The organism is Caulobacter sp. GW821-FHT09A05, assembly GCF_059418465.1.
The window spans coordinates 227440-253357 of sequence record NZ_JBWKPX010000004.1 but is presented as its reverse complement, the minus strand read 5'-3'; the positions used below and the strand labels follow the sequence as shown (position 1 = coordinate 253357).

General features: G+C 68.8%; 15 protein-coding genes. 10 read left to right on the top strand and 5 right to left on the bottom strand.

From position 1 onward, the window contains the following. Positions 1–90 precede the first annotated feature (90 nt). The 3 genes from AC07NX_RS05820 to AC07NX_RS05810 all read left to right on the top strand — a co-directional run bounded on the left by AC07NX_RS05820 (position 91) and on the right by AC07NX_RS05810 (position 9308). Positions 91–3093 carry a glycosyl hydrolase family 28-related protein gene (locus AC07NX_RS05820; RefSeq protein WP_494639937.1) on the top strand — a complete coding sequence of 1001 codons (3003 nt, stop codon included), beginning with the start codon at positions 91–93 and terminating at the stop codon, positions 3091–3093. A gap of 28 nt (positions 3094–3121) precedes the next feature. Beyond that, positions 3122–6160, top strand: a complete 3039-nt coding sequence (locus AC07NX_RS05815; RefSeq protein ID WP_494639935.1) for a glycosyl hydrolase family 28-related protein — start codon at positions 3122–3124, stop codon at positions 6158–6160. Positions 6161–6308: 148 nt separating this feature from the next. Further along, on the top strand, positions 6309–9308 hold the full coding sequence (locus AC07NX_RS05810) for a TonB-dependent receptor plug domain-containing protein (protein ID WP_494639933.1): 3000 nt from the start codon (positions 6309–6311) through the stop codon (positions 9306–9308). Between the two features lie 177 nt (positions 9309–9485). Here AC07NX_RS05810 and katG read toward each other — a convergent pair whose 3' ends face one another. Continuing rightward, a complete protein-coding gene (gene katG, locus AC07NX_RS05805; protein WP_494639931.1) occupies positions 9486–11666 on the bottom strand; it encodes a catalase/peroxidase HPI in 2181 nt (726 codons plus the stop codon). A gap of 178 nt (positions 11667–11844) precedes the next feature. Then, on the bottom strand, positions 11845–13182 hold the full coding sequence (locus AC07NX_RS05800; protein ID WP_494639929.1) for an LLM class flavin-dependent oxidoreductase: 1338 nt from the start codon (positions 13180–13182) through the stop codon (positions 11845–11847). 266 nt (positions 13183–13448) lie between these two features. Between AC07NX_RS05800 and AC07NX_RS05795 the strand changes: the two genes are divergently transcribed. The 6 genes from AC07NX_RS05795 to AC07NX_RS05770 all read left to right on the top strand — a co-directional run bounded on the left by AC07NX_RS05795 (position 13449) and on the right by AC07NX_RS05770 (position 20649). After that, positions 13449–14294 carry a TauD/TfdA dioxygenase family protein gene (locus AC07NX_RS05795; RefSeq protein ID WP_494639927.1) on the top strand — a complete coding sequence of 282 codons (846 nt, stop codon included), beginning with the start codon at positions 13449–13451 and terminating at the stop codon, positions 14292–14294. Between the two features lie 95 nt (positions 14295–14389). Then, complete coding sequence (locus AC07NX_RS05790; protein ID WP_494639925.1) at positions 14390–17053, top strand: TonB-dependent receptor plug domain-containing protein; 2664 nt, start codon at positions 14390–14392, stop codon at positions 17051–17053. Positions 17054–17064: 11 nt separating this feature from the next. Further along, complete coding sequence (locus AC07NX_RS05785) at positions 17065–18015, top strand: ABC transporter substrate-binding protein (protein ID WP_494639923.1); 951 nt, start codon at positions 17065–17067, stop codon at positions 18013–18015. After that, on the top strand, positions 18012–19586 hold the full coding sequence (locus AC07NX_RS05780; RefSeq protein ID WP_494639921.1) for an FAD-dependent oxidoreductase: 1575 nt from the start codon (positions 18012–18014) through the stop codon (positions 19584–19586). The genes AC07NX_RS05785 and AC07NX_RS05780 overlap by 4 nt, the downstream gene beginning before the upstream one ends. Further along, a complete protein-coding gene (locus AC07NX_RS05775) occupies positions 19586–19975 on the top strand; it encodes a 4Fe-4S dicluster domain-containing protein (protein WP_494639919.1) in 390 nt (129 codons plus the stop codon). Before AC07NX_RS05780 ends, AC07NX_RS05775 begins: the two co-directional genes overlap by 1 nt. Beyond that, positions 19972–20649: a peroxiredoxin-like family protein gene (locus AC07NX_RS05770; RefSeq protein ID WP_494639917.1), complete on the top strand. Its 678-nt coding sequence runs from the start codon at positions 19972–19974 to the stop codon at positions 20647–20649. The genes AC07NX_RS05775 and AC07NX_RS05770 overlap by 4 nt, the downstream gene beginning before the upstream one ends. A 25-nt stretch (positions 20650–20674) precedes the next feature. Here the strand turns inward: AC07NX_RS05770 and aceB are convergent, their stop codons facing one another. From aceB to AC07NX_RS05755, 3 genes are all read right to left on the bottom strand, one after another. Then, a complete protein-coding gene (gene aceB, locus AC07NX_RS05765; RefSeq protein WP_494639916.1) occupies positions 20675–22255 on the bottom strand; it encodes a malate synthase A in 1581 nt (526 codons plus the stop codon). Positions 22256–22433: 178 nt separating this feature from the next. Further along, a complete protein-coding gene (locus AC07NX_RS05760; RefSeq protein ID WP_494639914.1) occupies positions 22434–22655 on the bottom strand; it encodes a hypothetical protein in 222 nt (73 codons plus the stop codon). A gap of 49 nt (positions 22656–22704) precedes the next feature. Continuing rightward, positions 22705–24324 (bottom strand): isocitrate lyase, encoded by a 1620-nt coding sequence (locus AC07NX_RS05755; RefSeq protein WP_494639912.1) that lies wholly within the window; start codon positions 24322–24324, stop codon positions 22705–22707. A gap of 157 nt (positions 24325–24481) precedes the next feature. Here AC07NX_RS05755 and AC07NX_RS05750 point away from each other — a divergent pair, with 157 nt between their 5' ends. Further along, the gene (locus AC07NX_RS05750; protein WP_494639910.1) at positions 24482–25906 is read left to right on the top strand and encodes a helix-turn-helix domain-containing protein; all 1425 of its coding nucleotides are present in this window, start codon (positions 24482–24484) and stop codon (positions 25904–25906) included. The last annotated feature ends 12 nt before the right edge of the window (positions 25907–25918 follow it).

The following is a 25918-nucleotide window of genomic DNA, read 5'->3' as shown; positions in this document are numbered from 1 at the left end:
CGCTGACGGGGCGTAACTACGACCATGGTCGAGGATGGCCGGCCTGGGGCGATTTCCTTATCGATAAGGGATCGCGACAGGGAGAACGGCATGAGAGCGGTCCTTTTGGCGGTGTTCCTGGCGGTCTCGACCCCGGCCCTGGCCTCCACCAGTTCCGTTCTGCTCACCGCGCCGGACGATCCGCGGGCGATCACCGTCAAGGCCGTGGGCGATGGTCGGGCGGACGACACCCAGGCCGTTCAGCAAGCCATCGACGCCGCGCGGGACAAGACCGGCCATGGCCTGGTCTTCCTACCGTCGGGGCGCTATCGGCTCAGCCGCAGCATCCTGGTCCCGCCGGGCGTGCGCATCTTCGGCGTGGGCGCGACCCGGCCGGTCTTCGTGCTGGGTCCCAACACGCCGGGCTTCCAGAAGGGCGTCGGCACGCTGATCGTGTTCACGGGCGGCGACCAGTACGGCGTCGGCGCCATCCCCGTGCCCGTGCCGACCGTGGTCCCGCCGACCGACAAGGTGCGCGACGCCAATTCCGGCACCTTCTATTCGGCGCTCAGCAATGTCGATGTCGAGATCGGCGAGGGCAATCCCGCCGCCGCGGCGGTCCGGTTCCGCATGGCCCAGCACGCCTTCCTCAGCCACATGGACTTTCGCTTGGGTTCGGCCTTCGCCGGCGTCTACCAGGCCGGCAACATCATGGAGGACGTCCACTTCCACGGGGGGCGCTACGGCATCGTCACCGAGAAGACCTCGCCGGCCTGGCAATTCACCCTGATCGACTCGACCTTCGACGGACAACGCGACGCGGCGATCCGCGAGCATGAGGTCGACCTGACCCTGGTCAATGTGGCCATCAGGAACACGCCGGTCGGAATCGAGATCGACCGCGGCTACAGCGACAGTTTGTGGGGCAAGAACGTCCGCTTCGAGAACGTCTCCAAAGCCGGCGTCGTCATCTCGGCCGAGGACAATGTCTTCACCCAGGTCGGGTTCGAGAACGCCGTGGCGACCAACACCCCAGTGTTCGCCCGGTTTCGCGATAGTGGCAAGACCGTCGCCGGCAAGGGGCGCGCCTACAAGGTGGCCTCGTTCACCTACGGTCTGACGCTGCCGGGCCTGGGCCAGATGGGCGAGTACAAGACCGACGTGGCCATGACCGCGCTTGCGGCCTTGCCGGCGGTTTCGGCCCCGGCGCTGCGCGCCTTGCCGCCGGTCGCCGACTGGACCAGCGTCAAGACCCTGGGCGTCAAGGGCGACGGCCAGGCCGACGACACGGCCGCCCTGCAGAAGGCGATCGACACCCATCGCGTGCTCTACCTGCCGACCGGCTTCTACAAGGTCACCGACACCCTGGAGCTGCGGCCCGACACGGTGCTGATCGGCCTGCATCCGGCCGTGACCCAGCTGGTGATCCCCGACGACAATCCGCGCCACGCCGGCGTCGGGCCGGTCGCGCCGGTGCTGGAAACGCCGAAGGGCGGCGACAACATCCTTTTCGGCCTGGGGATCTTCACCGGACGGGTCAACCCCCGCGCCTCGGCGCTGCTGTGGCGCTCGGGCGCGGACTCCCAGGTGACCGACGTCAAGATCATGGGCGGCGGCGGCACGCCCACCATGGACGGCAAGCCGCTGGGCGCGGCCCAGGCGCGCAGCGGCGACCCGGTGGCCGACGGCCGCTGGGACGGGCAGTACCCCAGCATCTGGGTGACCGACGGGGGCGGCGGCACGTTCGCCAATGTCTGGAGTCCCAACACCTTCGCTTCGGCGGGGTTCTACATCTCCGACACCAGCACGCCGGGCCATATCTACGAGGTGTCGGTCGAGCACCACGTGCGCAACGAGTTCGTGCTGGACAACGTCCAGAACTGGGAGTTCCTGGCGCCCCAGACCGAGCAGGAGGTCGGCGACGGCCCCGACGCCGTCTCGCTGGAGGTGCGCAACTCGCGCAACATCCTGTTCGCCAACTATCACGGCTATCGCGTGACGCGGTCGTACCATCCGGCCGAGACGGCGGTGAAGCTGTTCAACTCGTCCGACATCCGCTTCCGCAACGTCCATATCAACGCCGAGAGCGGCATCGCCCTCTGCGACGAGATCGGCTGCGGGACCTATCTGCGGGCCAGCAAGTTCCCGTTCGAGAACGCGATCCAGGACAAGACTAGCAAGCTGGAAGTGCGCGAGCGCGAGTTCGCGGTGCTCGACGTCGCCGGCAAGGCCTCTCCGGCGCCCGCCAGCGAAGGGAAGGTCCAGAAACTGGAAAGCGGCTTCTGGTCGATTTCCGGCGCGGCGGTCGGAGCCGACGGTGCGCTCTATTTCGTCGAGAAGCGTTTCCAGCGGATCTATCGCTGGACCAGGGCCAAGGGCCTGGAAGTAGTGCGCGACCATTCGCTGGACCCGACCAACCTGGCCGTGGACCGCTCGGGAAACCTTCTGGTGGTGTCGTCATACGGACCGCAGGCCTCGGTCTATTCGATCGACCCCGACGGTCCCAAGGACCAGATGACGCTGATCGCGCCGACGCCGTCGGCCGCGCGGCCCGGCGCGAAGACTCTGCTGCCGGTCAACTGGTGGAACAACGGCGAGTTCAGGGACCAGTACGATCCGGCCACCGGCCAGTTCACCACCCTGGCCGAGATGTTCGCCCGCGACGTCGGCGCGCCCAAGGCCCAGGACTACGTCTCGCCCGACGGCAGCCTGTCGCTCCCGGCTTTCCGGGTGTGGCGGCAGGGGCCGCCCGACCACGTCGGCTGGCGCTGGGCCGACAGCCTGCAGGCCCACGGCCTGATCGGCGGGGCCGTCGGCGAGCGGGTCTTCGTCACCAACGAGTCCGAGGGCAAGACCTACAGCGGCCAAGTCGGGCCCGGCGGGACGCTGACCGACCTGAAGGTGTTCGCCAACCGGGGCGGCGAGAGCGTCGCGGTCGATGGTCAGGGACGGGTGTTCGTCGCCAATGGCCAGATCTTCCAGTACGAGCCCGACGGGCGGCTGGCCGGCCGCATCGATGTGCCCGAGCGGCCGCTGCAACTGATCTTCGGCGGGGAGGGCGGCAAGACCCTGTTTGTCCTCACCCATCATTCGCTCTACGCCGTGACGCCCTGACCAAGGCCCACAGTCCGAAAGGCTGCTCATGAAAAGCTGGTTCGTCGCGTCGTGCGCCGCCCTGATCGCCCTGTTCGCGGCGGCGAGCGGGCCGGCGGCGGCCTCGGTCTCGGTCTTCGCGACCGCGCCCGACGATCCGGCCGCCGTCGTGGTGCGGGGCCAGGGCGACGGTCGCGCCGACGACAGCGCCGCCCTGCAGGACGCGATCGATGCGGCCGCGGCCAAGCCGGGCGGCGGTCTGGTCTTCCTGCCTTCGGGCCGCTACCGCATCAGCAGGACGCTCTTCCTGTGGCCGGGCGTGCGGATGTTCGGAACCGGCGCCACGCGTCCGCGGATCCTGCTGGGCGACGCGACGCCGGGGTTCCAGAAGGGCGTGGTCAACATGGTGATCTTCGCCGGCGCCAAGCCCGACCCGGCGCGCCGCGTACCGTTCCCGCCGCCGGGCACCGTGCCGTTCAACAAGGACGTCGCCGACGCCAATTCCGGCACCTTCTATTCGGCGATGAGCAATGTCGATTTCGAGATCGGCAAGGGCAATCCGGCGGCGACGGCGATCCGCTTCCACGCCGCCCAGCACGCCTATCTCAGCCATATGGACTTCGACATCGGCTCGGGCCTGGCGGGCCTGTACCAGGTCGGCAACCTGGCCGAGGACCTGCACTTCAAGGGCGGGCGCTACGGAGTCCTGGCCGAGAAGACCTCGCCGGCCTGGGGCTTCGTGCTGCTGGACTCGACGTTCGAGGGGCAGCGCGACGCCGCCATCCGCGAGCATGAAGCCGGCCTGACCCTGGTCAATGTGGCCATCCGGAACACGCCGGTCGGGATCGACATCGATCGCGGCTACGGCGACTGGCTGTGGGGCAAGGACGTCCGCTTCGAGAACGTCTCCAAGGCCGCCGTCGTCATCTCCAACGAGAACAATGTCTACACCCAGGTCGGTTTCGAGAACGCGGTCGCCGCCGACACCCCGGTGTTCGCCCGGTTTCGCGACAGCGGCAAGACGGAGACGGGCAGGGGCCGCGCCTATCGGGTCTCGTCGTTCACCCACGGCCTGACGCTGCCGGGCCTGGGCCGGATGGGGACGTACAGGACCGAAATGAAGGCCGAGGCCCTTCCAGCCCTGCCGGCGCGGCGCGCGCCGGCGATCCGGGCCCTGCCTGCCCTGTCCGACTGGGCGAACGTGCGGGCCCAGGGCGCCAAGGGCGACGACGCCACCGACGACACCGCCGCCATCCAGAAGGTCATCGACACCCACCGCGTCGTCTACTTCCCGACAGGCTTCTATCGGGTCACCGACACGCTGAAGCTCCGGCCCGACACGGTGCTGGTCGGCTTGCATCCCAGCCTCACCCAGATCGTGCTGCCCGATGGAACGCCCGGCTATCAAGGCGTGGGCGCGGCCAAGGCGCTGGTCGCCTCGGCCGCCGGGGGTGACAACATGGTTTCGGGCCTTGGCCTCAACACCGGCGGGGTCAATGCGCGCGCCACGGCCCTGCTGTGGACGGCGGGCGCCAATTCTCTGGTCGAGGACGTCAAATTCCAGGGCGGCCACGGCACCAACCTGTACGACGGCGCGCGGTTCAATCCCTACAACGCCAACGCCACGGCCGACCCCGACCCCGCCAAGCGCTGGGCGGGCCAGTATCCCAGCCTGTGGGTGACCAACGGCGGTGGCGGGACCTTCGCCAACCTCTGGAGCCCCAGCACCTACGCCTATTCCGGGATCTACGTGTCGGACACCCAGACGCCCGGCCATGTCTACCAGGCCTCGGTCGAGCATCACATGCGCACCGAGATCAGCCTCAACCGCGTCGCCAACTGGGAATTCCTGGCGCCGCAGACCGAGGAGGAGGCAGGGGAGGGCGAGGACACCGTCTCGCTGGAAATCCGAGACTCCCACGACATCCTGCTGGCCAACTATCATGCCTATCGCGTCACCCGGACGCGCAAGCCGGCGGCGGCGGCGGTCAAGGTCTACAACTCGCGGGACATCCGCTTCCGCAATGTGGCGGTGAACGGCGAAAGCGGCTTTGCGACCTGCGACGAGGACGGCTGCGCGACCTTCCTGCGCCTGACCAAGTATCCGTACGAGAACGCGATCCAGGACGTCACCAGCGGGCTGGAGGCGCGCGAGCGCCAGTTCGCCGTGCTGGACCTGGTCGCCGATCCCCCTCCAGTCGAGCCTTCGACCTACCCCGCCGGCGCGCGGGTGGAGAAGCTCGCCGACGGTTTCTTCTCCCTGGGCGGCGGCGCCGTGGACGCGGCCGGGACGCTCTATTTCACCGACCGCCGCCACCAGCGCATCTACAGCTGGTCTGACGAGCGTAAGCTGTCGATCGTGCGCGACAATACGCTGGACCCGGTCAACCTGGCGGTGGACGCGTCAGGGAACCTGCTGGTGCTGTCGTCGGACGGCCGCAACGGTACGGTCTACAGCTTCAAGCCCGGCGCTCCCGACGCCGAGGTTACGGTGATCGCGGCGACCCCGGCCGCCGCCCACCCGTCGGCAGCTACTGTGCTGCCTGTCAACTGGTGGAACAACGGCGAGTTCAAGGACCAGCTCGATCCGCAGACCTACCAGTTCACCACCCTGGCCGAGATGTTCGCCCGCGACATGGCGCTGCCCAAGCCCAAGGCCTACGTCTCGCCCGACGGCAGCCTGGCCCTGCCGGCCTATCGCGTCTTCCAGCAGGGTCCGTCCGACTTCCGGGGGCTTCGCTTCTCGGACGCGCTCGACACCTACGGCTTCACCACGGCGAAACCGGGTCAGCGAGTGTTCGTCGCCAACAGTTCGGAGAACAAGACCTATAGCGGACGGGTCGGCGAGCAGGGGGCGATCACGGACCTGAAGGCCTTCGCCGATCGCGGCGGCGAGAGTGTCGCCACGGACGGGGAAGGGCGGGTCTATGTCGCCAACGGCCAGGTGTTCGTCTACGCCCCGGACGGGCGCGAACTGGGGCGCGTGGACATCCCGGAGCGACCGCTGCAGCTGGTCTTTGGCGGTCCGGACAAGCGGACCCTGTTCGTCCTGACCCACCACGCGCTGTACGCCGTTCGGCGCGACTAGGCTGGGCGGAGCGCTCTCGACGCGGCCGTTGCCGAGCCGCCGATCGCCCGACGTACGACCATGGTCGTAATGGTTCACGCCTCTTTTGTCTGACAGTTTTCCCGCAGGCCATCGTCGATGGACTCAACGAAAAACGGGAGGCAGCGGGATGCGTGGTGTCGGACCATCCTTTTTGAGCGCTTTGTTCGCGACCAGCGCGGTCGCGGTGTTCCTATCGGCGGGAACCGCCAGCGCGCAGACCGAGCCAGCCCCGGCGCCGACGGACCCTGCCTCGGCCACGGCCCTGTCGGAAATCGTGGTCACGGGCACCCGCATCCGGTCCACCGGCTTCACCGCGCCGACGCCGACCCAGGTCCTGGGCCAGGCCGACCTGGAGCGCGCCGCCCAGCCGAACATCTTCACGGCCATCACCCAGCTGCCGTCGTTGCAGGGCTCGAGCGGCGCGACCACGGGCACGTTCAGCACCTCGAGCGGCCAGCAGGGCCTGTCCTCGTTCTCGCTGCGAGGCCTGGGCACCATCCGCACCCTGACCCTGCTGGACGGCCAACGGGTCGTGCCGGCCAATGTCACGGGCGTGCCGGACATCAGCCTGTTCCCGCAACTCTTGGTCGAGCGGGTCGACGTGGTCACCGGCGGCGCCTCGGCCTCCTACGGCTCGGACGCCGTCGGCGGCGTCGTTAACTTTATCACCAACAAGAAGTTCGAGGGCTTCAAGGCCAACGTGCTCACCGGCGTCACCACCTATGGCGACAACCACCAGTGGCTGGCCCAGGTCGCCGCGGGCAAGAACTTCATGGAGGACCGCCTGCACGTGCAGGTCAGCGGCGAGTACGACTGGGAAGAAGGCGTGCCGGCGGGCGGCTTCGGCGAGGATGCGCCCGGCAGCCGCGACTGGTACACCACCGCCACCCTGGTCAACCGCGGGGTCACCAACGACGGCTCGCCGCAGTACCTCTATCGCGAGCACGCCCAGGCCTATCAGTACACCAAGTACGGCCTGATCAGCAGCGGCCCGCTGCAAGGCACGGCCTTCGACATCAGCGGCAATCCGTTCCAGTTCCAGTACGGCTCGAACGGCGTGCCGACCAAGGCCTCGACCGGTCCGACCGTCGGCCAAGTCGTCGGCTGCTACACGAACGGCGGCTTCTGCGTCGGCGGCGACCTGTCGGGCAATGTCGGCGTCGGCACCTCGTTGCAGTCGCGCCTGAAACGCATGAACGCCTACACCCGCGTGGGCTTCGATCTGGACGCCAACAACGAGATCTACGCCACCTTCAACGCCGCCCGCGTGGAGAGCTCCAACCAGCCCAATCCGGGCGCGGCCACGACCGGCCTGACGATGTCGTGCGCCAACCCGTACCTGCCGGCGTCGATCGTGGCGGCCTGCGCCGCCAACGGCGTCACGACCTTCGGTTTCGGCACCAGCAACGCGCTGCTGCCGCGCAACATCTCGGTCCATCCCACGCGGACCCAGTATCGTGGCGTCATCGGGGCAGACGGCAAGTTCAACGCCCTGGGCAAGGAATGGCGCTACGACGCCTATTACGAGCACGGCGAGAACACGACGAACATCCACGTTCGCGACATCCTGCTGATGCCGCGCTATCGCGCGGCCGTTCAGGCCGTCACGGTAAATGGCCAGATCGTCTGCGCCGACCCGATCGCGCGCGCCAACGGCTGCGTGCCGATCAACATCTTCGGCGGTCAGCGGCCAAGCGACGCCGCCCTGGCCTACATCACGCCCGAGAACGGCCCCTACCAGCACTCGGTGCAGAAGCAGGACGTCGCCAGCATCAACTTCAGCGGCGAGCCCTTCTCGCTATGGGCCGGCCCGATGTCGCTGGCGTTCGGCGGAGAGTGGCGCAAGGAGCAGTACCACGTCCAAGGCGACCCCTACGGCGACGGCAATACGGACTCTCCGAACACCGCCGACTATCCGGCCGACCCGGTTCTCAACCCGGCCGGCGCCAATTGGTTCGCGGGCAACTATCACTCCGGCGCCGGCAAGTACTCGGTGAAGGAAGCCTATGCGGAAGTGAACATTCCGCTGGTCAATTCGGAGGCCGCCGGCAAGGCCAACCTCAACATGGCCGGCCGCTGGACCGACTACAGCACCTCGGGCACCGTCTACACCTGGAAGGTCGGCGCCACCTGGGACACGCCAATCGATGGCGTCCGCCTGCGGGCCGTCACCTCGCGTGACGTCCGCGCGCCGAACCTGTCGGAACTGTTCGCCGCGCCGGTGACGACGACGCTGCCCAACTTCACCATTCCCTCGCCCGGCACGCCCCCGCCCGGCCAGCCCGCCAGCGGCTCGCTGACGGCTTTGCAGAATGTGGTGGGCAACCCGAATCTGAAGCCGGAAATCGCCAAGAACGTGACCATCGGCGCGGTGCTCTCGAACCCGAAATGGCTGCCGGGTTTCAGCGTTTCGGTCGACTGGTACAACATCGTCCTCAATGGCGGCATCTCCAGCCTGGGCGCTCAGCAGATCGTCACCTTCTGCTATCAGGGCCTCACCCAGTTCTGCGGCGCCTTCAATCTTGCCCCTTCGGGCGGCGTGACGCCGTTCATTAACTCCCAGACGTTCAACCTAGCCTCGATCAAGACCAGCGGCTTCGACATCGAGAGCAGCTACCGCTTCGAGCTGCCCAGCGTGCCTGGCCGCTTCACGATCCGCGGCCTGGCGACGAACACGCACAAGTTCGTCACCAATCCCGGCATCCCCGGGGCGGTCGCCGTCGACTCGGCCGGCCAGAACTCCGGCGCCACGCCGGACTGGAAGGTCCTGGCCATCCAGTCCTGGGAGACCGACCGCTTCGCCCTCAGCGTACAGGAGCGCTGGTTCAGCGACGGCAGGTTCGGCGGCACGACCACCGAGTACGTCGAATGCAAGCCCGGCAGTTGCCCGGTCTCGACCGGCAGCCGACCGACCATCGACTACAACCACATGAGCGGCGCGACCTATGTCGACGTCAGCGCTTCGTACAAGTTCGGCAACGGCCTGCAGCTCTACGGCAAGGTCGACAACCTGCTGAACCGCGACCCGACCCCGTCGCCCCAGACCAACACCGGCCTGGACGCCAACCCCGCGCTCTACGACCTGCTGGGCCGGTTCTATCACGTCGGCCTGCGCTACAGCTTCTAACTCCAGTCGCCTATCACCTCCCCCTGGGCGACCACCCGGGTCGGCACGGCTCCCCCGCCGGTCCGGCCCGGGTGTCTTCTCTTGACCGCTTCGACCCTCGTTTCCGGACGGGAATAGGGAAGGGCGCCCGCCAAGCTGGCGGGCGCCCCGGGGCCATCTCGTCCCTCCCGAAACGCGTCAGTTCAGGTCAAGCCGATCGGCGTTCATGACCCTGTTCCAGGCGGCCACGAAATCCTTCACGAACTTGGCTTGGGAGTCGGCGCAGGCATAGACCTCGGCGAAGGCCCGCAGCTCGGCGTGCGAGCCGAAGATCAGGTCAACGCGAGTGGCGGTCCACTGCGGCTGGCTGCTCTTGCGATCATGGCCGGCGAAGGCGTTGACGGCCGTCGGACTCCAGGTCGTGCCCATGCTGAGCAGGTTCACGAAGAAGTCGTTCGTCAGGACGCCCGGGCGGTTGGTGAAGACGCCGGCCTTGGACCCGCCGGCGTTGGCGCCCAGAACCCGAAGGCCGCCGACCAGCACAGTCAGCTCCGGCCCCGAGAGCCGCAGCAGTTGCGCCCGGTCCACCAGCGCCTCTTCGGGCGCCATGAACTGGAGACCCTCGCGGCGATAGTTGCGGAAGCCGTCGGAGAGGGGCTCCAGCGGCGCGAACGAGTCGGCGTCGGTCTGCTCGGCCGAAGCGTCCATGCGCCCGGGCGTGAAGGGAACCTCCACCGGCGTGCCCGCGTCCGTGGCCGCCTTCTCCACCGCGGCGCCGCCGCCCAGGACGATCAGGTCGGCCAGCGAGATCTTCTTCCCGCCGCCGGCCGAAGCGTTGAACTCCGCCTGGATCGCCTCCAGCGTCGCCAGCACCTTGGCCAGGGTCGGCGGGTCGTTCACCTCCCAGTCCTTCTGCGGGGCGAGGCGGATGCGCGCGCCGTTGGCGCCGCCCCGCTTGTCGGAGCCGCGGTAGGTCGAGGCCGACGCCCAGGCGGTCGAGACCAGCTCCGCCACGGTGAGCCCCGAGGCCAGGATCTTGGCCTTCAGCGCCGCAATGTCCTGGGCGTCGACCAGCGGGTGGTCCACGGGCGGGATCGGATCCTGCCAGATCAGCGTCTCCTGCGGGACCAGCGGGCCCAGATAGCGCCCGATCGGCCCCATGTCGCGGTGGGTCAGCTTGAACCAGGCGCGGGCGAAGGCGTCGGCGAACTGGTCGGGGTTCTCGTGGAACCGGCGCGAGATCTTTTCGTACGCGGGGTCGAAGCGCAGGGCCAGGTCCGAGGTCAGCATTCTCGGACGCTGCTTCTTCGACGGATCGAAGGCGTTCGGTATGTCGGCCTCGGCGTCCTTGGCTTCCCACTGGTGGGCCCCGCCAGGACTTTTGGTCAGCTCCCACTCGAACTTGAAGAGGTTGTCGAAGAAGTGGTTGCTCCACCGGGTCGGCGTCTGGGTCCAGGTGACTTCCAGTCCGGACGTGATCGCGTCGGCGCCCAAGCCGCTGGCGTGCTTGCTGGCCCAGCCCAGACCGGCAGCCTCGATCTGGCCGCCTTCCGGCTCAGGACCGACAAAAGACGGATCGCCCGCGCCGTGGGTCTTGCCGAAGGTGTGGCCGCCGGCGATCAGGGCGACGGTCTCCTCGTCATTCATCGCCATGCGGGCGAAGGTGTCGCGGATGTCGCGCGCCGAGGCGACGGGATCGGGGTTGCCGTTCGGGCCCTCGGGGTTGACGTAGATCAGGCCCATCTGCACGGCGCCCAGCGTGGGGTGCAACTGGCGTTCGCCGCTGTAGCGCTCGTCGCCCAGCCAGGACCCCTCCGGACCCCAGAACAGTTCCTCGGGCTCCCAGGTGTCGGCCCGGCCGCCGCCGAAGCCGAAGGTCTTGAAGCCCATGGACTCCAGGGCGACGTTGCCGACCAGGACATAGAGGTCGGCCCACGAGATCTTGCGGCCGTACTTCTGCTTGATCGGCCACAACAGCCGGCGCGCCTTGTCCAGGTTGGCGTTGTCGGGCCAGCTGTTGAGCGGGGCGAAGCGCTGTTGCCCGCCGCCAGCGCCGCCGCGGCCGTCGGCGATGCGGTAGGTCCCGGCGCTGTGCCAGGCCAGCCGGATGAACAGGCCGCCATAGTGGCCGAAGTCGGCCGGCCACCAGTCCTGGGAGTCGGTCATCAGGGCGCGCAGATCGGCGATCACCGCGTCCAGGTCGAGGCTCTTGAACGCCTCGGCGTAGTCGAACGTCTCGCCCATCGGGTTGGAGCGCGGCGAATGCTGGTTGAGGCTCTCGAGGCGCAGGTTCTGCGGCCACCAATCACGATTGCCCCTGGGCCGGCCGTGGCCCACCGGGCACTGGCCGGCGGCGCTGTCTTCGACCTTGGCGTCCATCGTCTTTCTCCGCGCTGGCTTTGTTCTGTCGCCGACATCGGCGCGTGCCTAGACAACGCTCTTCGTGGCATAGGTAAAATTGATTGTTCCTATCAAAGCGATAGTTGAAACCTTTGCTGGTCGAAGCAAGGTGCGGAGTCGTGACCTGAAGCCCGGCGAGACGCGCCGCTGGCCGCCGTCAGGCGACGGCGCGGCTGGCCTTCTGGACGCTGAAACGGTTGGCCGGAACGCCGATCCCCAGGCTCTCGCGGAACGTCGAACCTTCGTAGTCCTCGCGGAAGATCCCGCGTTTCCGCAGCAGAGGCACGACCTCCTCGACCAGCAGTTGGAACTGGCCGGGCAGGGACTCGCCGATCACGAAGCCGTCCGAGGCGCGGCTGTCCAGCCACAGTTCGAACTTGTCGGCGATCTGCTCGGGCGTTCCCACGAGGTCGCCGCGCGGCGTGGCGAAGCGCAGGGCCACCTGGCGCAGGGTCAGATTCTCCTCCTCGACCGCCTTGGCGATCTTCAAGGTCGCCGATTGCGAGCTGTTGACGCCGCGGTTGAACACGTCGGGGAAGGGCGCGTCGAGGTCATAGCCGGTGAAGTCGTGGTCGTTGAAGCCGCGGCCCAGCATGGCCAGGGCCGACTCGATCGACACCAGCTCGGCGCGTTCCCGCCAGCGCGCCTCGGCCTCGGCCTCGGTCGAGCCGATGATCGGCGCGGCGGCGGGCAAGATGAATAGGCTGTCGGGGTCACGGCCGAAGCCAGCCGCCCGCGCCTTGACGTCGGCGTAATAGGTCCGGGCCTCCTCGACGCCGCCGTGGCCGACGAAGATCGCGTCGGCGCGTTTGGCGGCCAGGTTGCGGCCGTCCTCCGAGGCGCCCGCCTGGAAGATCACCGGCTGGCCCTGGGGCGAGCGGGCGATGTTCAGCGGCCCCTTCACCGACAGGAACTCGCCCTTGTGGCCCAGGGTGTTGAGCTTGTCGGGATCGAAGAACACGCCGCTGGCCTTGTCGTGGACCAGGGCGTCGTCCTCCCAGCTGTCCCAGAGGCCCTGGACGACGTCGAGATACTCGGCCGCCAGGCGATAGCGGGTGTCGTGCGCCAGATGCTCGGCCCTGCCGAAGTTCTCGGCCGAGCCTTCCAGCCACGAGGTGACCACGTTCCAGCCGGCGCGGCCGCCGCTGATATGGTCCAGCGAAGCGAACTGCCGGGCCACGTTGAAGGGCTCGGAATAGGTGACGCTGAGCGTGGCCACCAGGCCGATATGCTCGGTCACCGCCGCCAGGGCCGACAGGATGGTGATCGGCTCGAAGCGGTTCAGGTAGTGCGGACTGGACTTGGCGTTGATCGACAGGCTGTCGGCGATGAACAGGAAGTCGAACTTGCCTTGTTCCGCCAGCCTGGCGGCGCGGCTATAGTATTTGAAGTCCGTGCTCGCGCCCGGCTGGGCGTCCGGATGGCGCCAGTCGGTCCAGGTGCGCCCCGCGCCCTCGATCATGTGGCCGAGCTTCAACTGCCTGCGCTTCGCCATGACGGCCTCCGATAGAATGTTTCGGCGGCATGACTGTCACCGCGCGCCGGGCGCGGCAATGGAGTTTCGTCAATGGAGCTTATGAGTGATTGTTATTTGTCTTTATGATTTCTCGTCATGAAGATATGTATTTGAAGTGTGGATATATAAATCTCTGAGCTTGGTTGAAGGAATACTGTTTCGCGCCGATTGATCTGATTGCCCATGTTGCCGCCGGTCGCGGCGTTGCTCGCCGTGCGTCGAACCCATCAGGCGAGGAGAGGCCCATGAGCGCCACCATCACCGGCATTCGCGAAAAGACGGGATTGAGCACGATCCACCTCAACCCGACCATCGGCTCGGAAGTCAGCGGGATCGACCTGCGCCAGCCGCTGGACCGGTCGCAACGCGACGCGCTGAAGGCCCTGCTGCTGGAGCGCAAGGTGCTGTTCTTCCGCGACCAGGACATCACCCGTGACCAGCAACTGGCCTTCGCCGCCAACTTCGGCGAGGTCTACGCCCACCCGGTCGGCGGGGTCGAGACCCACCGGGCCGTCCAGCCGATCTCCGCCCAGGCGCTGAAGGACTACGACGTCCGCGAGAACCACTGGCACACCGACACCAGCTGGCGGATCAACCCGTCATTCGGCGCGGTGCTGAAGGCCGTGCACATTCCCGAGGTGGGCGGCGACACGATCTGGGCCGACGGCGGCGCGATTTATCGCGGCTTGCCCGACGACCTGAAGGCGGCCGTCGACGACCTCTACGTGATCCACGACTATCAGGAGGCCCTCAACCGCTCCGGCGAGCGCTATCCGCTGGTCGCCCATCCCGCCATCCGCACCCATCCGGAAACCGGCGAGGACATCTTCTGGATCAATTTCAGCCTTAAGCCGCGGTTCGTCGATCTGGCGCCGGAGGAGAGCAGGGCGCTGCTGGCCCGGCTCTATGACCAGGTCAAGAAGCCCGAATATCACGCCCGTTTCCGCTGGCGGCCCAACTCGGTGGCCCTGTGGGACAATCGCGCGGGGCTGCACTACGCGGTCCGCGACTACGGCGACTTCCCGCGCGTGATGGAGCGCGTGCTGATCGGCTCGGACGACATTCCGTACCGCGAGCGTCGCCCGACCTGACCCTGCGGCGCGCCGAGGGGCCGGCGGCGCGCCTTTCACCTTCAAGACCAACAACACGACGCGGCGGCCACGGGCTCCGCGCGGGGGATAGAGACTTGCCTTACACGACCCGGGCGCTGGCCCGACCTTCGCTGGAAACGACGTTCCGGACCGGCCTCCTGGCCTGCGCCTCGATCCTGACCGTCGCGATCCTCTCCGGCCCGGCCCGGGCCGCCGAGACGCCCGCCGTCGCGCCGGTCGTCGACGCGGCGCCCGCCGAGGTCGAGGGCGCCGTCGCCCTGGAGGGCGTGATCGTCACCGGCGTGCGTGGCGTGCGTCGCACCGTGGCCGACAGCCCGGCCCCGGTCGACGTGATCTCCAGCGAGCAACTGACGGCCACCGGCAAGGTGGGCCTGAAGGAGGTGCTCAACACCGTGATCCCGTCGTTCAACCTGCCGGGCGTCAATGGCGGCGGCACGTCGTGGACGGTGCGCGCCATCACCATGCGCGGCCTGAACGGCGACCAGGCCCTGTTCCTGGTCAACGGCAAGCGCCGCCACGGCACGGCGCTGATCAACAACCTGGCCCGGGTGGGACGCGGCGGCGCGCCGGTGGACCTCGATCTGATCCCGACCTCTGCGATCGAGCGCATCGAGGTGCTGCGCGACGGCGCCTCGGCCCAGTACGGCTCGGACGCCATCGCCGGGGTGGTCAACATCATCCTCAAGCAAGGCGCCGAAGGCGGGTCGTTCAGCTACACCGGCGGCCAGACCTATCTGGGCGACGGCGACACCCGCAGCGCCACCCTGAACTACGGCCTGCCGCTGGGCGAGCAGGGCGGTTTCATCCAGCTGGCCCTGAACTGGAAGAACAACGAGGCCGCCTCGCGCTCGGTCCCGTCGCGGGCCCAGTATCTCTACCAGCCGACGGTCTCGACGGTCGGCGGGGTCACCACCGTCACTCCCGATCCCCGCGACGCCACCGCTGACCGCTACTCTTGGGGCAAGAGCTACGGTCCCGGCGAGGAGGACATTCTGGCGGCGTCCTACAACGCCGAACTGCCCTGGAAGGATCTGACCCTCTATTCGACCGGCACGCTGAGCCACCGCGCGTCGAAGAAGAACACCGGCAGTTTCCTGCCTAACCTCGCGCCGGTGGCGGGCGTGACCGCCGGCCGGCCGCAGAACCGCAACTCGCTGCCCGAGGTCTATCCCGACGGCTTCAACGCCCTGCGGCGGATCTTCGAGCTCGACTTCCAGACCACCCTGGGCGCGCGCGGCGTCGCCAGGGGCTGGGACTGGGACCTGTCCACCACCTTCGCCCAGGACCATGCGAAGCTGGACGGCCAGAACACCCTCAACGCCACCCTGGGCCCCGCCAGCCCGACCTATTTCCACCTGTCGACCCACCAGTTCCAGCAGTGGACCACCAATCTCGACGTCACCCGCGAGTTCGAGGGCGTGCTGCCCCGGCCGCTCCAGGTGTCGTGGGGCCTGGAGCAGCGCTACGAGCACTTCCGGATCGAGCCGGGCGACGAGGCGTCCTACATCGTCGGCGACTATGTGATCCCGGCCGGCCAGCCGTTCGCCGGCCTGCGGCCCAATCCCGGCCTGGCCTCCTACGCCGGAACCGCCCCCGAGGACGCCGGCTCGGTCAGCCGCAACGTCTACGCCGCCTATATCGATATCGGGACCAACCTGACCGAAACCTGGTACGTCGGCGTGGCCGGTCGCCACGAGCGCTACACCGGCGACGTCGGCGACACCACCAGCGGCAAGCTGACCACGCGCTGGGAGTTCCTGCCGGGCTATGCGGTGCGCGCCACGGTCAGCAACGGCTTCCGCGCCCCGTCCCTGGCCCAGTCGGTGTTCGCCAGCTCGACCATCAACGGCAGCCTCTGCGCCGCCGCGCCCAACAACGTCTTCCGCGGCGCGCCCTGCACGCCGGGCGAGTACCTGACCTTCCCGACCAAGGTGTTGCGCGCCGACTCCAGCGAAGCCCGGGCCCTGGGAGCCACGCCGCTGAAGCCCGAGACCTCGACCAACTACAGCTTCGGGATCACCGCCGAGCCGACCAGCCGCCTGCGGGTCACGCTGGACGCCTACCGGATCGACATCGACGACCGCATCGTCGACACCAGCAACCTCGACCTCAGCGCGGCGCAGCTGGCCTCGCAGCCGGCCCTGTCGCCCTTGCTGGCGCGCTTCCCCCAAGGCCTGGCGGCGACCTACTACACCAACGCCGTCTCGACCCGGACGACGGGCGTCGATCTGGTCGGCGAGTACGCCCTGGACCTCGGCGCCTTCGGCCGCCTGAACCTCAACGCCGCCTACGCCTTCAACAAGACCAGGATCACCCGACGGATCGACACCCCGGCCATCCTGAAGGCGGTCAATCCGAACCTGGTGCTGTTCGATCGCCAGAAGATCGCCGACCTGACCGTCGGCACGCCGCGCAAGAAGCTGATCCTCGCCGCCTTGTGGAGCCGCGACACGGTCACCGCCAGCCTGCGGACCACGCGGTATGGCCAGTACACGGAGGCGGGAACCTCCGCCGATCTCGACCGGACCTACAGTCCCAAGTGGGTGACCGACCTCGACATCGCCTGGGATGTCCGCCCGACCACCAACGTGGCGATCGGAGCCAACAACCTGTTCGACGAACATCCCGACAAGATCGGCATCGTCAACGCCGACACCGGCATGAACCAGTTCGGCCTCTTCTCGCCCTTCGGCATCACCGGCGGCTACTACTACGCCCGCCTGACCCAACGCTTCTGAGGGAGGGCGCCATGCAACGACGCAGCCTCATCGCCGCCTTGACCGCCGCCGTCCTGCTGACGGGCTGCGGGGCCGGCGGGGCAGGGGACGGCCAGGCCCCGCTCAAGGTCGGCAGCCAGAGGGGCGGAACCAAGGCGATCCTGATCGCCTCCGGCGCCCTGGAGGGCGTTCCCTACAAGATCGAATGGAGCGAGTTCGCGGCCGCCCAGCCGCTGCTCGAGGCGGTCGGGGCCGGAGCGGTCGACCTGGGCGAGGCCGGCGACGCGCCGTTCCTGTTCGCCTATGCCGGCGGGGCCAGGATCAAGGCGGTGCAGGCCGGCAAGAGCGGCGGCTCGGCGACGGCCCTGCTGGTCCGCAAGGGCTCGACCATCCGCGACATCGCCGGACTGCGCGGCAAGAAGGTCGCCACCGGCCGGGGCTCGATCGGCCACTACCTGTTGCTGCGGCTGCTGGAAGACGCGGGCCTGAGGCCGGCCGACGTCCAGATCGTGTTCCTCAATCCCGGCGACGCCAAGGCGGCCTTCAGCAGCGGGGCGATCGACGCCTGGGTCACCTGGGGCTCGTATGTCGCCCTGGCCAGGCTGCACGACGACGCCACGATCCTGGCCGACGGCGACGGGCGGCTCAGCGGCTACGGCTACGAAGCGGCCAGCGAGGCGGCGATCGCCGGCAAGCGGCCGCAGGTCGAGGACTTCCTGCGCCGCCTGGCCAAGGCCCGGCGCTGGGCGGGCGAGCATCCGCAGGCGTTCGCCGCCGCCCTGTCGAAGGAGACGGGCCTGCAGCCGGACGTGGCGCTGTACACCGTCCAGCACTATCGCATCGCGCCGTCGGCGATCGACGACGCGGCGGTGGCCGAGGGGCGGGCCGTGCTCGATCGCTTCCGGGCGGCCGGCGCCGTAACCTCGACCCGCGATCCGGCCGGCGCCTTCGACCGCTCGTTCAACGCGGCGGTCGCGCCGTGACCCACGGCCTGTCCTCGTCGACCGACGTGCTGGTGATCGGCGGCGGCCTGGCGGGAACCTGGGCCGCCATCGCCGCCGCCCGCGAGGGCGCTGAGGTGGTCCTCGCCGACAAGGGCCATTGCGGGACCAGCGGCGTCACCGCCACGGCCGGTCCCGGCCACTGGTGGGTTCCGCCGGAACATCGCGAAGCGGCGGTGGCCGACCGGCTGAAGCGCTCCCTGGGCCTGGGCGACCCGGACTGGATGCGACGGATCCTCGACCTGACCTGGACCAGCCTGCCGACCCTGCGCGGCTATTACGACTTCTCGACCGACGATCAGGGGCAGCCGTTCTATCGCGGCCTGCGCGGGCCGGAATACATGCGGGCGATGCGCAACCTGGCGCTGGCCCAGGGCGTGCGCATCCTCGACCACCACCCGGCCCTGGAACTGCTGCTGCACGGCGACGGCTCCATCGCCGGAGCGTCGGGCCTGGCCCTGCGCGGCGAGGCGCCCTGGACGATCCGGGCCGGGGCGGTGGTGCTGGCCACCGGCGGCTGCGCCTTCGCCTCGCGCTTGCTGGGCTCGGCGACCAATACCGGCGACGGCCTGCTGATGGGCGTCGAGGCCGGGGCCGACCTGTCGGGCATGGAGTTCAGCAACTACTACACCGCCGCCATGGCCGGCACGAACATGGCCCGCTCGATGGCCTACAGCTTCGCCCGCTGGTTCGACGCCGACGATCGCGAGCTCGACATCCCCAACGGCCCGGACGTCACCCCGCACCTGGCGAAGGCCCTGATGGCCGGGCCGCTGTTCTGCCGTCTCGACCGCGTGCCCGAGGACATCCAGCGGGTGATGCCGCAGGTACAGCCCAACTTCGTCCTGCCGTTCGATCGCAGGGGGATCGACGCCTACCGCGACCGCTTCGAGGTGACCCTGCACGCCGAGGGTACGGTGCGCGGGATCGGCGGCCTGCGCATCGTGGACGAAACCTGCCAGACCCAGGTCGCAGGCCTGTTCGCGGTCGGCGACGCGGCCAGTCGCGAGTTGGTGACCGGCGCGATCTCGGGCGGCGGGGCCGTCAACTCCTCCTGGGCGCTGTCGTCGGGACAATGGGCCGGCGCGGGCGCCGCGCGGCTGGCCCTGGAGCAGGGCGCGAGGGCGGACGCGCTGGTGGTGGCCACGGGCCGCGCCGGCTTGAGGCCCGGCCGCGCCGAGCGTCCCGTCGACCTGCGCGCCGCGGTCCAGGCCGTGCGCGAAGAGCTCAACGACTACGAGCGCAACATCTTCCGGCGTGGTTCCGCCTTGGCCAGGTCCGCCGAACGGCTGGACGAGGCCTGGGTCGAACTGGCCGCTCATGCGCGCGGCGAGGGCAGGGCGTCCCTCCGAACGCGGGAAGCCGCCGCCCTAGTCGCCGCCGGACGCTGGAGCAAGGCCTCGGCCCTGGCCCGGCGCGAGAGCCGGGGCATGCATCGCCGCGAGGACGCGACCGGCCTGGATCATCGGTTGGCCGCGCGCCAGCGCGCCGGCGGCCTGTACCGCGCCTGGACCGCGTTCGAAACGGTCTCGGCCCAGGCGGAGGTGGCCTGATGATCGAGGTCGTCATCGATGAGCGCTGCACCGGCTGCGGGACCTGCGTCGACGCCTGTCCCAGCGACGTGCTGGAGGTCGGCCCGGGCGGCAAGGCGGTGATCGCCCGCCAGGCCGACTGCCAGACCTGCCTGCTGTGCGAACTGTATTGCCCGGCCGACGCCCTGTTCGTCTGGCCCGACTGCGAGGCGCCGGCCGGGATTACCGCCGACCAGGCCCTGGCGTCCGGCCAACTGGGTGCGTTCCGCCGCGACTCCGGCTGGGGCGAGCACGCCGCCACCCACACCAACCAGCACTGGCGCATGGGCTCGATCTTCGAGCGCGCCCGTCTGCAGGCGATCGAAATCGCCGCCCACAAAACCCTTCAAGCCGAGGAGACCGTCCGATGAGCCAAGAAAGCCTGGCCAAGCTGCTGGCCGATCTGCACGCCGAGCGTGTCCGCACCTGGGATCCCGCCGCCCTGAAGATCAATATCGACCAGCGCGCGACCCTGGTCGAGACCGCCGATCCGGCCGCCTGGGTCAAGGCCGGCGACGTGGTCGAGCCCTTCGTCCTCAAGGACGTCGAGGGGGGCGAGCTGACCCTCAAGGGCCTGACCGCCAAGGGGCCCGTGGTGCTGGTGTTCTTCCGCTTCGCCGGCTGCCCGGCCTGCAACATCGCGCTGCCCTACTACGAGCGCGCGCTGCAGCCGACCTTGAAGCCCCTGGGCGTGCCGCTGGTGGCCGTCAGCCCGCAGGTCCCCGAACGGCTGGGCGAGATCCGCGCGCGCCACGACCTGTCGTTCAAGGTGGCGTCGGACACCGACAACACGCTGGGCCGCCGGTTCGGGATCCTCTACACCGCCGACGAGGCCAGCCAGGCCGCCCAGCGCGCCAAGGGCGGCTCGATCGGCGAGACGACGGGAACCGGGACCTGGGAGCTGCCGCAGCCGACCGTCGTGGTGATCGGCCGGGACCACCGGGTGCGGTTCGCCGACGTCAGCCCCGACTGGCTGGTCCGGACCGAGGCCGAGCCGGTCATCGCCGCGGTGCGGGCCCTGGCCGCCGTGCCCGCGCTTCCATGACGCCCTGGCCGCGGTCGGTGCGCGGCTAGGCGATCAGCTCGTAGGCCGGCAGGGTCAGGAACTCCTCCAGCGTGTCGGACAGCACCATCCGCGAGAACAGCAGGGCCGCATCCTCCAGGCGAGGCGAGGGGAAGTCGCGGCGCAGGTCGGCCATCTCTTCGGTCAACAGGCCGACGAACAGCTGAGAGGTCATCTGCCGGCCGTCGGCCAGATCGGCGCCGAGGCGGATCCACTGCCACAGCTGGGTGCGGCAGATCTCGGCCGTGGCGGCGTCCTCCATCAGGTTGTAGAGCGGCACGGCGCCGCGACCCTCGATCCAGGCTTGGGTGTAGCGCACGCCGACGCGGATGTTCTCGCGCACGCCGGCTTCGGTGCGCTGGCCGTCGTGCAGCTCCAGCATCTGGCCCTGGGTGATCGTCAGGTCCGCCAGGCGCTTGTCCAGCTGGTTGGGCGCGGGCATCAGGCGGTCGAAGACTTCCATGGCCACCGGCACCAGGTCGGGGTGGGCGACCCAGGTGCCGTCGTGGCCAGCCCCGGCCTCGCGCTCCTTGTCGGCCCGGACCTTGGCGAAGGCGGCCTGGTTGGCGGCGTCGTCGCCCTTGACCGGGATCTGGGCGGCCATGCCCCCCATGGCGAAGGCCCCGCGCCGGTGGCAGGTCTGGATCAGCTTCAGCGAATAGGCGCCCAGGAAGGCCTTGCCCATCACCATGGCCGAGCGGTCCGGCGTCAGGAATTCCGGCCGGCGGCCCAGGCGCTTGATGAACGAGAAGATGTAGTCCCAGCGGCCGCAGTTCAGGCCCGCCATGTGGTCGCGCAGCTCGAAGAGGATCTCGTCCATCTCGAAGGCGGCGGGGATGGTCTCGATCAGCACTGTGGCCTTGATCGTGCCGACGGGCAGGCCCAGCGCCGCCTGGGCGTGGACGAACACCGCGTTCCAGAGGCGCGCCTCCAGATGGCTCTCCAGCTTGGGCAGGTAGAAATAGGGGCCCGAGCCCTGGGCCAGGGCGGCCGCGGCGTTGTGGAACAGGTAGAGGCCGAAGTCGAACAAGGCTCCGCTGACGGGCTGGCCATCCACTTCCATGTGCTGTTCAGGCAGATGCCAGCCACGGGGGCGGATTTTCAGGACGGCCGGGTTGGCTCCCAGCGCATAGCGCTTGCCGGACCTGGGATCGACGTGGGTCAGGTTTCCCGCCCAGCGATCCTTCAGGTTGACCTGCCCCTCCAGAACATTGGCCCAGGTCGGCGAGGTGGCGTCCTCGAAGTCGGCCATGAACACCTTGGCCCCGCAGTTCAGGGCGTTGATGATCATCTTGCGGTCGACCGGCCCGGTGATCTCGACCCGGCGGTCCTGCAGGTCGGCCGGGATCGGCGCGACGCTCCAGTTGGCGGCCCGCACCTCGGCGGTCTCCGGCAGGAAATCGGGCAGCTCGCCGGCGTCGAAACGGGCCTGGCGGGCGACGCGCGCCGCCAGAAGCTCGCGCCGGCGGGCGTCGAACCGACGGTGCAGGTCGGCCACGAAGGCCAGGGCCTCGGGCGTCAGGATCTCCACCGCGCGGCCCTCGACGGGACCGTTGATCTGGACGTTGGCGGCGATGTCGAGGGGCATGTGGGGAATCCTGTTGGACGCGATATTTAGAATGACAATTTGATCCGCTCATCCCGGCGAATGCCGGGACCCAGATCCTATAGCGATGGAATAATGGGAAGAGCTCAGCGCTTTTGGCGTCAGTCTCAAAGCCATTCCATCTGGGTCCCGGCATTCGCCGGGATGAGCGGAGATACGGCTATCTCGTTCCGGGACGGACGGTCGGGACGATCTGGTCGCCCCAGTTGCCCGCGCCGTCGTGGTGGCGCGAGGTGCGCACCAGCTCGACCGAATAGCCGGCCGCGATGGCGCGCTGCACCGCCTCGTTCAGCCGGTGGGCGGCCTCGGCCACCCGATCGACCGCCCGTTGCTGGTCGGTGGCGTTCGGCATGGCGGCGGGAGCGAATTGCGTGGCGGTCATGGTTGAATCCTCGATCGGGTGGAAGGGGGAGGGAAGGGCGTGTTCGCCGCTATTCGGCGGCGAACTGGTTCATGGTGTTGGCGTGGCCGCCGGCCTTCAGGGCGCGTTCGCCTGCGACCATCTCCTTGAAGCTGTCTCCCAGGTCCGAGCCGACTTCGTGCTGGTGCTTGACCGCCGAGACGCCGCGGCGGATCTCCTCGCGCTGCACCGAATTGACATAGGCCTTCATCCGGTCGTCGCCGAAATAGCCGCGCGACAGCTCGTCCATGCTCTTGGCCGTCAGGTGGAAGGTCGGCAGGGTGATCAGGTTGTGGAACACCCCCGCCCGGGCCGAGATGTCGACCTGGAAGCGGGCCAGGCGCTCGTCGGTCTCGCGGCCCAGGTCGCTGGCGTCGAACTCGGCCGACATCAGCCCCGGACCGTCGGGATAGCTGTCCTTGTGGATCTTGCCCTGCGCGATCCACTGGTCGCGCACCTGGCGGCGCAGGTTCAGGGTCCAGTTGAACGACGGCGAGTTGTTGTAGGTCAGCTTGGCGTTGGGCGCGACCTTGCGGATCTCGGCCACCATCGAGGCGATCTCGTCGACATTGGGGGTGTCGGTCTCGATCCACAGCAGGTCGGCGCCGCCCAGGGTCAGCGAGGCGATGCAGTCCTCGATCACCCGCGCCCGGCCGGTGCCCTCCTGGAAGGCGAACAGGCCGTTGGGCATGCGCACGGGCTTCTCGAACCGGCCGTCGCGGTAGAGCGCCAACTCGCCCGGCAGGATGGGATTGTCCGGGGTGATGGGCTCGGTCTTCAGCCACTTGATGTAGTCGCTGGCCAGGTCGCCCGGCTCCTGGCTGACGGGCACCTTCTGGGTCAGGCCCGCGCCCAGGCTGTCGGTGCGGGCGACGATGACGCCCTGGTCGACGCCCAGTTCCTCGAAGGCCAGGCGGCAGGCGCGCAGCTTCTCGATGAAGTCCTCGCGCGGCACGGTGACCTTGCCGTCCTGGTGGCCGCACTGCTTGGCGTCCGAGACCTGGTTCTCGATCTGCAGGCAGCAGGCGCCGGCCTTGATCATCTCCTTGGCCAACAGGTAGGTGGCGTTCTCGTTGCCGAAGCCGGCGTCGATGTCGGCGATGATCGGCACGACGTGGGTCTCGAAGCCGTCGATGGCCGCGATCGCCGTCTGCTCGGCCGCCTTGTCGCCCGCGTCGCGGGCCGCGCGCAGGGTCTTGAACAGGTCGTTGATCGCCACCTCGTCGGCCTGGCGCAGCGAAACGTAGATCTCCTCGATCAGGTCGACCACCGAGGTCTTCTCGTGCATCGACTGGTCGGGCAGGTGGCCGAAGCGGTTGCGCAGACCCGCCACCATCCAGCCGGACAGATAGACATAGGCCCCTTTGGTCGTGCCGCGCAGGCGCTTGACCGACTTGATCATCTGCTGGGCGTGGAAGCCCGACCAGCAGCCCAGCGACTGGGTGAACTTGCCGCTGTCGGCGTCGTATTCCGCCATGTCGGCCCGCATGACCCCGGCCATCTCGCGGGCGATGTCCAGATGGGTCGAGAAGGTGTTCTGCAGCTTCAGCTGGATGATGTCGTCCACCGCGACGCCGCCCGGCGTGACGCCCTGGGGATAGCGGGCCAGCAGCTCTTGGCGGTGTTGGGCGTAGGTCTTGCGCAGCGTCATGGCTCTTGGGTCCCATCGTCGGCCGGCCAGGGATGACCGGGCGGAAAAGTTCGTGAGGGGAGCTAAGCGTCGTGGCGCGGTCCGCGTCGAACCTATTGAAGGTAATTTGTCACAAATCGACTTTGTAATTCTTGTAAAGCTATGACAACGTGACTGAATGGCGACGCATGAAAAGAAGCTGTTCCTCGGCGGCCGGCTCAAGCGGCTACGGCGCGACCTGGGCGTCACCCAGAGCCGCATGGCCGAGAATCTGGGTGTCTCGGCCAGCTATCTGAACCTGCTGGAACGCAACCAGCGCCCGGTCACGGCCCAGATCCTGCTGCGCCTGGCCGACGCCTACGACCTGGACCTGCGCAGCCTGTCGGCCGACGACCCCGGCGGCGGGGCCGGCCTGGACGAGGTGCTGGCCGACAAGATGTTCGCCGACCTGGGCGTCAGCCGGCACGAGGCGGCCGAGGTGGCCGAACTGTCGCCGGGCATCGCCGAGGCCATGGCGCGGCTCTATCGCGCCTATCTCGACCGCGGCCGGCTGATCGACCTGGGCGCGTTCGAGCGGCCGGATGGGGCGGCGCCGGTGTCGTCCCATTCGCCGACCGACTGGGTGCGCGACCTCGTGGGATCGCAACGCAACCACTTCGCCGAACTGGAGACCGCCGCCGAGCCGATCGTCGCGGCGATGAAGGCCGATCCCCAGGACCTGGGCCCCGCCGTGCGGGCCCGGCTGCTCGAGCGCTTCGGCGTCCAGGCGCGGGTGATGCCGGTCGAAACCATGACCGGGTCGCTTCGGCGCTACGACCATCACCGCAAGCGGCTGATGCTCTCGGAGACCCTGGCCCCGGCCAGCCGGATCTTCGCCATGTGCTACCAGCTGGGTCTGATGGAGGCGGGCGAGACCCTGTCGGCCCTAACCGACCGCTTCCAGGCCCCCGACCGCGCCACCCGCCAGCTGCTCAAGGTGTTCCTCGACAACTACCTGGCCGCGGCGATCATGACGCCGTACGAGCCCTTCCTCGCCGCCATGGAAGCCAGCGGCTACGACATCGAGCGGGTGCGATCGCGCTTCGGGATCAGCTACGAGCAGGCCGCCCAGCGCCTGACCACCCTCAGCCGGCCCGGATCGCGCGGCGTGCCGTTCTTCATGATGCGGCTGGACGCGGCGGGCAACATCTCCAAGCGGTTCGCCGCCGGTCCGTTCCCGTTCTCGCGATTCGGCGGCGCCTGTCCGCGCTGGAACGTCCACGACAGCTTCAAGACGCCGGGGCGGATCGTCACCCAGGTGATCGAAACCCCCGATCGCGAGCGCTACTTCACTCTCTCGCGCACCGTGCGGCGGGTGTCGGGCCTGCAGGCGGGGCTGGAGGACGAACTGGTGGTGGGGCTGGGCTGCGAGCTCAAGCACGCTGGCAAGCTGGTCTATGCCCGGGGTCTGGACATCGCCGCGCCGGCGGCGGTGGAGATCGGCCCGTCGTGCCGGATCTGCGAGCGGCCGGCCTGTCCGCAACGGGCCGCCGCGCCGATCAACCGGACCCTGCTGGTCGAGGAGTCCAGCAAGGCCCTGTCGCCGTTCCCGTTCGTGGCGTGACGCGAGGCGCGC